Source organism: Romboutsia sp. 13368 (assembly GCF_018336475.1).
Lineage (GTDB): Bacteria > Bacillota > Clostridia > Peptostreptococcales > Peptostreptococcaceae > Romboutsia.
On record NZ_CP048741.1, the window covers coordinates 589,082 to 591,136 of the forward strand.

Annotated in this window: 3 protein-coding genes; 1 reads left to right on the forward strand and 2 read right to left on the reverse strand. The window is 22.0% G+C overall.

Going from position 1 to position 2,055, the window contains the following annotated elements; genetic code table 11:
* On the reverse strand, window positions 1-76 hold a 76-nt coding region (locus G3997_RS11780), incomplete at its 3' end, for a DUF1540 domain-containing protein (protein ID WP_442971224.1).
* A gap of 124 nt (window positions 77-200) precedes the next feature.
* A complete protein-coding gene (locus tag G3997_RS02450; RefSeq protein ID WP_296647534.1) occupies window positions 201-632 on the reverse strand; it encodes a hypothetical protein in 432 nt (143 codons plus the stop codon).
* Between the two features lie 149 nt (window positions 633-781).
* Here G3997_RS02450 and G3997_RS02455 point away from each other — a divergent pair, with 149 nt between their 5' ends.
* Window positions 782-1,984, forward strand: coding sequence for a pentapeptide repeat-containing protein (locus G3997_RS02455; RefSeq protein ID WP_296647537.1), 1,203 nt, complete (start codon window positions 782-784; stop codon window positions 1,982-1,984).
* Window positions 1,985-2,055: the final 71 nt, after the last annotated feature.

Below are 2,055 nucleotides of genomic sequence, written 5' to 3' on the forward strand. Positions count from 1 at the left end.
ATACAATTATTTTACCTGCATAGCAAGTACCGCTATTATTGTACATACAGTTATGTGCAGAGCAATTTAATGTCATTTTATATACCTCCCAATAATAATATATATTATTATTATTTCATGAGTTAGCATATTATATTCAGCATAGAAGTTTACTTATATGAATTTGTATTATAGTAATTTAAAATATAAAGATAAAATTATTAATAATCATAAATACAATTAAAGCACATAATAGCTACATCATCTAATGTTTCTCTTCCTAAATTTTTTGTTATATGAACAACATCTAAGTTTTCTTCATTTCCACATTTACAACATCTATTTTCTAAGCTATTTAATGCATAATCTTTAAATAATTTCCAATGTATAGATTTTTTATATTCATAATAAGGCATTCTTAAACAAGAATCTAAAAACTTAATATACATATCATCTAAATCATAAGAATTTATGCCACTATATTCTGACTCAAAGTATTCACAATTGTTCTTACATTTAGGTAGAGTATCAAATATAATACATTTAACGTTGTATTTAAAATTTTCATCTGGACCATCTAAAGAAAGATGAGTACAAAAAGAGCAACTCTCTTTAGGTAAGTTTTTCTTAAGTTCATTAATATTATTATCCATTATATCCCCCTTAAAAATTTTATAAATAAATTTATATATTATAGTTATATTAATTAAATTAGACAAGTATTCTATAAAGTAGGGAATTTTATTGTTTTAGAGAATATAAATTTTTATAGAGAGTATAACTTAACAAAGGAGGGGAGAAGATGCAACTTAGAAACATTGAGAAAATAAAGAAAAATATAAATATTGAATTAGAAAATAGAATTAATAATCATAAAAAAAATTATTATTTACAATTGAACTTATATAAGAGTAAATCTTTAAAATATGAAAATAATATAAGGGGAAAGTCAGCTTTAGATAGCGAAGATAATTATAATATAGAAGATAGACAAAAAATATTATTTGCTAACATAGAAGATAAAAGCATAAAAGGACATATAAGCAAGGATTTAAATATAATCTCTTATGTTAAATTAGAATATAACGATTTTAAAAGATGTAAATTTAAAGATATAATATTTAAAGATTGTATATTTAATGGAAACATATTTTCAAAATGTATATTTGATAATGTACTATTTGAAAATTGTAGATTTTATAAATCAAATAATATAAATATATTTTCAGATGAATGTATATTTAAAAATAGTATATTTAAAAATTGTAATTTAGAAAGTAGTGTATTTAAAGAGTGTAGAATTAGTGATTTAAAATTTATAGAATCTACTTTAGAAAATGCTATTTTTAGTAATATGCTTATAGATAATAATCAAATAAGTGATTGTGATTGTAGAGGTCTAAAAATTATAAATTCATATATAGAAAAGTTAAAATTTGAAGATAAAAATATAACTAAATTTGATGAATATGCTTTTATAGATACAATTAAATTAGATAAAAAATATAAAAAGTCTTATGAAGAAACTGCAAAAGTATATAAAAGTATAGCTAAGAAGCTACATGAGAATAATTTAATAAATTATGCATCAGAGTATTACTATTTATCTAAGTGTATTGAAAATAAATCTCTTACAGGAATAGATAAGATAAAGTCAACAATATTTTGGTTACTATGTGGGTATGGAGAAAGACCTACATATGCACTCATAACATCATTAGAAATAATATTTTTATTTGCTGTTTTATATATGTTTACAGGACTTAGTATAGATGGAGTTGATATAAATTATATAGAGGTTTTTTCATATGGATTTCCACAAAGAAATGTGATAACAGATTTTATGAGTTGTTTGTATTTTAGTACTGTTACATTTACGACCGTAGGATATGGAGATATAACCCCACTAAATTTGAGTATATTTTTATCTGGTGTTGAGATGTTTTTAGGATTAACAATGATGGGGATATGGACAGCAACATTAGCAAGGAAAATAACAAGGTAAATATGGGCTATAAGTAGGTTTGTGTAAATACAAATTTACCTATAGTCTTTTTTAAAAATTATAAACAAGTA

Excerpts from the sequence above, each read along its gene's own strand:
- G3997_RS02450 (WP_296647534.1), bottom strand. The coding sequence starts at position 632 with ATGGATAATAATATTAATGAACTTAAGAAAAACTTACCTAAAGAGAGT.
- G3997_RS02455 (WP_296647537.1), top strand. The coding sequence starts at position 782 with ATGCAACTTAGAAACATTGAGAAAATAAAGAAAAATATAAATATTGAA.